This window comes from Williamwhitmania taraxaci, from assembly GCF_900096565.1.
GTDB lineage: Bacteria > Bacteroidota > Bacteroidia > Bacteroidales > Williamwhitmaniaceae > Williamwhitmania > Williamwhitmania taraxaci.
This window is the reverse complement of the sequence record NZ_FMYP01000104.1, coordinates 1-8,169: the sequence shown is the minus strand read 5'-3', so window position 1 is coordinate 8,169 and position 8,169 is coordinate 1. Positions and strand designations below refer to the sequence as shown.

Below are 8,169 nucleotides of genomic sequence, written 5' to 3'. Positions count from 1 at the left end.
ATGTCGAACCAAAAAAATGGCAAAATATCCACCAAGCAAACCTAAATACGCTAAGATTTAAAACCTAGCAATCGACCTGCGGATTTAAGGTTTTACCACCTTGCTGGTGTTGCTTCCGTTTATTTCGAGCTGGCTTGCATCGGACTGATCCCTATCCATAAGTATTGCCTCAAATTCTTGCTGCGCAACTTGTATCTCTTCTAGGTGATCGGTTAAGCCTAGGGCAGCAATAGCCGCCATTTGCTCGGGCGAAGCCTTAATGTTCTTAATAAGGTCGGTGAGGTGCGATGATTCCTCGGCATAGGTCATGTTTTGAATATCCCAGCCATACTGTCTAATAAAGTCGAGCAGCTTGTTGGCAAGGGTTGCTTTTTCTTTATTGCGGCGAAGGGCTATGGATGCTAGCGACTTGCGGAACGCCAAAAAAGCATTGCCGCGCACTTCATCCGAGGCCTTTAACGCCTTCGTTTTTTCAATTTCCTGATACTTCACCAGAACCTGCGTGAGTAGTTCTACGGAATCTTTTAGCTTGTTGAACAGCACCAGCAGCATGAGGCCGGCTAAATCGAACGATTCAATACTTTTCAGGACTCGGCTACCAAAGGTTTGCACTTCGCCCGTACGCATCCGATAAGGATAAAATCTTCTAATAATCATAAGGCTTGGTTTTAGTAAAACAAATATTTAAAAAACGTAAAGCAATTTACAACAACTATTGTCGAAAGGCAATAGCTTAATTCTTAGCGGCGTATGCTAGCGTGAAACAAATAGCAGTGAAATGCCTAGAAAATAAAAGGAATTCCGAATATGATATTCAATAAAAAATAGGAAATATTTTTGACGAACGGAATTTGATGCTAACCATTATACTGCTTAGCAGGTTATATAACCCTAGGTTTTTCGGGGCACAGCCTTATGCATAAATTAATAGATTGCTATTACGGGTTGGTGTAACAGCGCCCAAAACAAATTGCTGCCAAAAAGAACCGTTGATGGCCCGAAACTAAAAATACGCAACCCAATCCAACAATTGATTATTATAAAACAAAACCTGCAGGAGGCAACACAACCTTTCGTTGGATTGATACGATTTCTGTTTTATTAAATGAGCAACATTACGCTGCGATGCTCAAAATATTTTTTTAGGGCATTCTAATGTTAGAATGGGTAAAAATATTTTTTGGAGGCAATACAACATTAGAATTGTAAGAAATTAAAAAAAAATGGCCGATACAATGTTGTGATGCCTTGTGCCGAAAAAAAAATGCACCAATCTAACATTGAAATGGCGCATTCGGAAAAAAATTCTTAGCAATCTAACATTCGATTACTAGCAAATAAAAAAAATTCTTAGCAATCCAACATTAGAATGGGTCGAAACGGTTTCAATTCTTCAAAATCCAACATTGAAATGGCAAGAATCGAAAAAAAAATGGCAATTCTAATGTTAGAATGGGTCGAAATGGTTTCAATTCTTCATAATCTAACATTAGAATGGCAAGAATCGAAAAAAAAATGGCAATTCTAATATTGTGTTGCCTTCTCCAGAAAAAAAAATGCTCTAATCCAACATTGTATTGGCATGAAAAAAAAATAATTGCCAATACAACATTGTGGTGCCTTTTTGCCAAAATTCCAAAAACCATCCCCCGACACCACAACCTAACACAAATATTTTTTTACGCCCCCAACCCCAATGGTGCATGGCTGCACGCAGCTGCTTGTTTGCACTGCCGATAGAATAATAGTGGTAACCCGATACAACGAAACGGGAAATAAGTTAGATTTGAGTATTACAATAAAGCTTACCCTACACTAGTTGCGGCACTCCTACGCCACCTATTTGCGCTACATTCAGGAGCTGCTGGGACACAAAAGCAGCAAGACAACCGCGATCTACACGCATGTGAGCATAACAGGCCTGAAAAATATTCGCTCACCTTTTGATGCCTTGTGATAAAGATTTTTATATTTGTGTATTGTGTATGTTTTTCACACAATACATACCAATAGGGCATGTATTGTGTGATTTTATCACACATATAAACGAGTTACAAGCAAGTGTAGGACGACCGTGCAACCGTCAACATTTGTGCTGACATTGGACGACAATAGCCAACGCTTCGCAAAATTAAAAGAGCTGCAATGCAACCGCACAAGCCGACCCAAATTGCAGCACATTTAATTTTGCCCAACCGCACCAAGACAAGCAGCGGGTTGACAATTTGGCGACAACTTTTAACTAAAAACGGTTTTAAAACTTATCTTTACGACCTAAATAATTGACAGAGAATAATTGATGAAATTAGTAACGCAGACACCGAAAAAAGCATTAAAAGCCTTCTTAAAGCAAAAGCCTTTAAGAAGTGAAATTGACGTTTTTAAAACAAACCTCATTGCTTTGCTCGATAAAATCAGCGTTATAGAAAAACGACCAACAGACGAAAGCGAAGAACATTTAAAAAACGACCTGCGTGACTTTTTACGTGACACTTATTACCGTGACACCAATGCAATTAACACTAAAGACAAGAAAGACCTTGTAATTCATCTCGGCAAGACAACTGACAGCGAAGTTGGAATAATTATAGAAGCCAAACGACCTACCAACATTAATGAAATGGTAACGGCTGACAATCCCAACAAAAAAGCATTACACGAACTTATACTTTACTACTTAGACGAAAGAAATCAGGCTGCAAACAACCAACTGAAACAGCTTGTAATGACCAACGTAAACGAATGGTTTATTGTTGACGCTAACTATTTTGACAAACATATTTACCGAAACACTCAAATAAAAAAACTTTACGAAACCAAACGCAACGACAAAAAAGACAACCCTTGGTTTTATGAAGAAATTGCAAAAATAGTTTCAAAAATTGATGCTGAAATACCTTGTGTTTACTTTGACATCAAGGATTATGATAAAGTTTTACGCAACAACAAAAAAGAGGACGACCGAGAGTTAATTGCTTTATTTAAAATTCTTTCGCCACAACATTTATTAAAAATTGTAACGCCAAACGACAGCAATTCACTCAATGAAAAATTCTACAAAGAATTACTTCACATCATTGGACTTGAAGAAGCAAAAGAAAATGGCAAAAACATAATTCGCAGAAAAAAGGAAAGCCGCTTTGCGGCTTCGCTTATTGAGGCGACTATTGAGGCTTTGGTTACTGACGACCCTTTTCATCGTTTGCCCGACCAAACTATTTACGGAGAAAATAAAGAAGAAAGAGTTTTTAATGTTTCGCTTGAACTTTGTATTACTTGGATAAACAGGATTTTATTTTTGAAGTTGTTGGAAGGACAACTCATAACTTATCATCAAGGAAACAAAGATTATCGTTTCTTAAACTCTGAAACAATTCACGACTTTGACGAACTATTTAAACTATTTCATAAAGTTTTAGCGGTCAATCTTCAAGACAGAAGCGAAGCAATAAAAACCAAATACAACCGAGTTCCTTATTTGAATAGTTCACTTTTTGAAATAAGCGAATTAGAAGACCAAACCATAAAAATAAATTCACTTGACAACAGCGGACAACTTGAATTAATTGGAACAACTATTTTAAAAGATACAAAAAAGAAAGCACCTTCGTTGCCCACTTTAGATTATCTTTTTCAGTTTTTAGATGCTTACGATTTTGCCAGTGAAGGTGCAGAAGATGTGCAAGAGGACAATAAAACAATTATCAATGCTTCGGTTCTTGGTAAAGTTTTTGAAAAAATAAACGGCTACAAAGACGGTTCAGTTTTTACTCCTGCATTTATCACAATGTATATGTGTAAACAGTCTATTCGCTTGGCTGTGGTTGAGAAATTTAATGACGCTAAAAAATGGGACATCAAACAGTTTGCTGAACTCTACAATAAAATTGTCGACAAAAAAGAAGCAAACGAAATAATTAATTCACTAAAAATATGTGACCCAGCAGTAGGTTCAGGACACTTTTTAGTTTCTGCACTAAATGAAATTATTGCAGTAAAAAGTGAATTAGGTGTTTTGATAGATGAAAAAGGCAAAACGCTTAGAGACTACGAAATTGAAATTGTAAATGATGAATTGATTATTACGGATGAAAATGGAAATATTTTCGCTTACAATCCTAAGAATATTGAAAGTAACAGAGTTCAAAAAACACTATTCCAAGAAAAGCAAACTATTATAGAAAACTGTTTGTTTGGCGTTGACATCAACCCAAACTCTGTAAAGATTTGTCGTTTGCGTTTGTGGATAGAGCTTTTGAAAAATGCTTATTACAAAGTAGAAACCGACTTTGCCGAACTGGAAACGCTTCCAAATATTGACATCAATATAAAATGCGGAAACAGTTTATTGAGCCGTTTTACATTAGATGCCGATTTGAGCAAAGCCCTGAAAAGCATTAAGTATGATGTAAAAGCATACAGAGGCTTTGTGAACGATTACAAAAACGAAAAAAGCCGTGATGTAAAAAGAGGTTTGCAAATAATTATTAACAGCATTAAAAACGATTTTAGAACAGAAATTGGTAATAATGACCCGAAACAAATTAAGCTAAGTAAACTTGGCGGAGACCTTTACAATTTGCTAAATCAAGGTAAATTATTTGAACTGGACAGTAAACAGAAAAAACTACAAAAAGAAAAACAAGTAAAATTAGAAGCCGACATTAATAAATTGTCTAAAGAAATTGAAGAAATAAAAAGCAATGCTATTTACAAAAATGCTTTTGAATGGCGGTTTGAATTTCCAGAAGTATTGAATAATAGCGGAGAGTTTGAAGGTTTTGATGTGGTCATTGCTAATCCTCCTTATGTTTTTGCAAGAGAAAATTTTACTCCGGCAATGAAAGATTACTTCATTGACAATTATAAAACTTCACAATATCAAGTAAACTTATTTTTACTATTTATTGAACGGGCAATTCCAATCTTAAAGAATAAAGGTCAATACTCAATGATAATACCTAATTCTTTGCTAATGGTAAGTTCTGCGCAAAAACTGAGAAAACATTTATTAGAAGAAACAGCCTTAAACGAAATAATAAATTTAATGGGTAATACCTTTGAAGGCATTAATGTTGAAACTATTATTATTTCAGGAAAGAGAGAAAGTAAAGACCATTCCAATAAAATATCAATTTACATAAACCAAGGAACCAACTTTATACTTTCACATAGCAAGGAACAAAATTTATTTATGCAGAATGAAGGCTCTGAATTAACAGTGTTTTCAAATACTGCAAGCGATGAACTAACTAATAAATTAAAAAGGGGGTCTGAAATCTTAGACAAGTTAGTTAAAATCAAAGCAGGTTTAAAAGCATACGAATCGGGCAAAGGCAATCCAAAGCAAACACCAGAGGAAGTAAAAGCAAGACCTTACGACTACACACATAAGTTTGACAAGAATACCTATGAGTATTTGGAAGGTAAAAATGTTTGTCGTTATCAATTGAAATGGGCAGGAGCATTTTTAAAATATGGTGAACATTTAGCAGCACCAAGAACATTTGATATTTTCAATGGAAAGAAAATAATTATCAGAGAGATTACAGGGAAATATCCTCAATCAATTATTGCTACTTATACAGAGGAGATTTACCTTTTCAATATGAGCAACATTGCAATAGTTGAAAATGAAAATTCAACGGTTTCTTTAAAATATATTCTTGCAATTTTAAATAGTCGTTTGATATCGCATTACTTTGTAAACAACACAGCAAAATCTGTAAGACAACTTTTCCCAAAATTGATTCTTGAAGATTTAAGAAAATTCCCAATCAAGGAAATATCCCCAAAAGACCAAAAACCATTCATTAAATTAGTTGACAAGGTTTTAAAAGCCAAACAAGACGGCACAGACAGCAATGACCTTGAAAAGCAAATTGACCAGTTAGTTTATAAACTTTACGACATCACAACAGAGGAACAAAAATTAATAGAGGGCTAATGATGAAGGGGCTAAAATATTTTTTCACTAAATACGGTGAAGTTTATGCAGGTTGGAAATGGGAGGAAATGAATTTTCCTGAATACACTATAGTTATTCAAGGAACCAAACTTAGAGAATATAGAGAACTAAACCACAATGAAAAAACTCTTGAAAAAATTAGTGAATATGGTTGGGTTTTAGGCAATGAAGTAATTGTTGGAACTTTAGACGGAGAAGAATTTGAACCACCACGAAAAAGTGCAGGTTCATATACAGGTTTCAATCACGACATTGAACACAAAACAATGTTCATATTTGGTGCAGGTGCATCAGCAAATTGTGTTTACGGCAACGACAAAGTTGAATTTCAAAAAGATGATTTGCGACCACCATTAGGACCAGCATTATTTGAAAAGCGTTTTAAAACATATTACAATAAATACAAAGGAGTTAGACAATCTTTAACGCTTTTACAAAGTGACGAAAATCCCGATGTAGAAGAACTTTTTGAACGTGAATGGAAAAATATTCATAAAGAAAATAACCAAGTAGTATTAAGCCGACACATCAGTATTTTTTATTACTTACAGGAACTTTTGAAAGAGGTAAGTAATAGAGTAAACAATGAATATGATGCAAAAAATCTATACGCAAAGTTGGGCAACAAACTTCAAAAGATTTATTCGGCAAGTGTAAAAACAACTTACGGAAGAACAACTGCAAAAAACTTTGCTTTTGTTTCCTTCAATCAAGACACAATTTTAGAAACATTTATTTCTCAACAGTTTAATATTCCATTAAATAATTTAAACGATTATATCAGAGTAAACGAAAGCCCTTGTTATATTTTTAAACCTCACGGATCTTGGAATTGGGGTTGGCGTTTCCCCGACACTTCACAGTTTAATGGCAATACATCGAATTGGTTATTTGAAAATAATATTAACCTTTTTCAGTTGTATTTTGAATTACTTGGCGACCATACAAATATGATAGACGGCAGCACTTGGGGATATGAAACAATGCTAAACAAACATCATTTAGGACGATACACAATAGACAAATCTCAACTTCAATTAATCGGAGAAGAAGATTTGAACAACTTTTTTCCTGCATTGCTACTTCCATACCGTGACAAAGACGAGTTTACAATGCCCATACAACATTTTAACTATATGACAGATTATTTCAATAGTATAGAAACACTTGTTGTAATTGGTTGGAAAGGAAATGAAGAAGCATTTAATAGACAATTATTTCAAAAAGCAAATCGTATAAAAAAGGTAATTATTGCAGATCCAAATCCTGACGTTGTAGAAAAATATTTAGAGCCAATATTATCACGACAAGGAATAACGAAAATAATTTATAAAAACTTTGAGGACTTTGTAGAAAATGGAATTGACAATGACATATAAGCCAACGCATTTGCTGGCACATTTGCATTTTTTGCCAACGCCACAAGCCAACCAAAAAAATGCAAAAGAGCCATCAAGCCAACGCACTAAGACAGCGGTAAACATTGACAGACAAGACACTACTGAAAGAACACCAGCTTGTAACAGCACCTACCCAAAAGGCGGGGTTTCGTTCTTCACAGACACATTTGTGCAAGCCGAAAGTTCAGTTCTCCGAATGAAGTTCAGTGGTAAAAATCCCGCCCTTCGGGTAGCTGCAAACCGTTATGTGCCATAATAAAAAAAACAATACTTTGAAAAATTTGACACTAATTACAATTTCTTTCCTGCTAATGTCCTGTTCTGGACAAGGAAAATCACCTAATAATAATTCGTTAGACAAACAAGTCAAGATTGATACAATTAGGTATTATGATGCGCCAATCTATTCTACATATTCATTTGACACAGTTGTAAACCAGACAGCTTATCATATCAAAAGCAAGATTCAACTCACAAATGCAACTTGGGTTAACTGATTATATGTTAAGAGGGGAGAGATAAACCCTAGCCTTTTTCTAGGCCGACTGTTAAGAATATCTTCGACCCACTGAACCTGCTCTTGTGTTATCGTTTTAAAGTCCGTTTTCTTCGGGAAATACTGCCTTACCAAGCGGTTTGCATTCTCGTTAGCGCCGCGCTCCCAGCTGTGGTATGGCCGTGCAAAGTAAAAATTTATTTGCAACTTTTCGGCAATAACCTGATGTGCTGCAAACTCCTTTCCATTATCAGCGGTAATAGTGTGCATTTGGTGTGCCAACGGGGATAGCGCCTCCACTGCAG

At 35.2% G+C, this 8,169-nt stretch carries 4 protein-coding genes; 2 read left to right on the top strand and 2 right to left on the bottom strand.

The window, feature by feature from the left end; translation table 11 throughout:
• Positions 1-84: 84 nt before the first annotated feature.
• Positions 85-657 (bottom strand): DUF6261 family protein, encoded by a 573-nt coding sequence (locus BLS65_RS16560; RefSeq protein ID WP_092440927.1) that lies wholly within the window; start codon positions 655-657, stop codon positions 85-87.
• Between the two features lie 1,642 nt (positions 658-2,299).
• Here BLS65_RS16560 and BLS65_RS16545 point away from each other — a divergent pair.
• Positions 2,300-5,947, top strand: a complete 3,648-nt coding sequence (locus BLS65_RS16545; protein WP_092440925.1) for a type IIG restriction enzyme/methyltransferase — start codon at positions 2,300-2,302, stop codon at positions 5,945-5,947.
• A complete protein-coding gene (locus tag BLS65_RS16540) occupies positions 5,947-7,347 on the top strand; it encodes a hypothetical protein (protein WP_125869927.1) in 1,401 nt (466 codons plus the stop codon). Before BLS65_RS16545 ends, BLS65_RS16540 begins: the two co-directional genes overlap by 1 nt.
• 487 nt (positions 7,348-7,834) lie before the next feature.
• On the opposite strand, the gene BLS65_RS16530 is transcribed toward BLS65_RS16540, so the two are convergent.
• Positions 7,835-8,169: IS30 family transposase (locus BLS65_RS16530; protein WP_125869926.1), on the bottom strand; the 335-nt coding region annotated here is incomplete at its 5' end.

What these genes read in the sequence shown, in the direction of transcription:
- BLS65_RS16560 (WP_092440927.1), bottom strand. Translation starts at nt 657, where the DNA reads ATGATTATTAGAAGATTTTATCCTTATCGGATGCGTACGGGCGAAGTG.
- BLS65_RS16545 (WP_092440925.1), top strand. Translation starts at nt 2,300, where the DNA reads ATGAAATTAGTAACGCAGACACCGAAAAAAGCATTAAAAGCCTTCTTA.
- BLS65_RS16540 (WP_125869927.1), top strand. Translation starts at nt 5,947, where the DNA reads ATGATGAAGGGGCTAAAATATTTTTTCACTAAATACGGTGAAGTTTAT.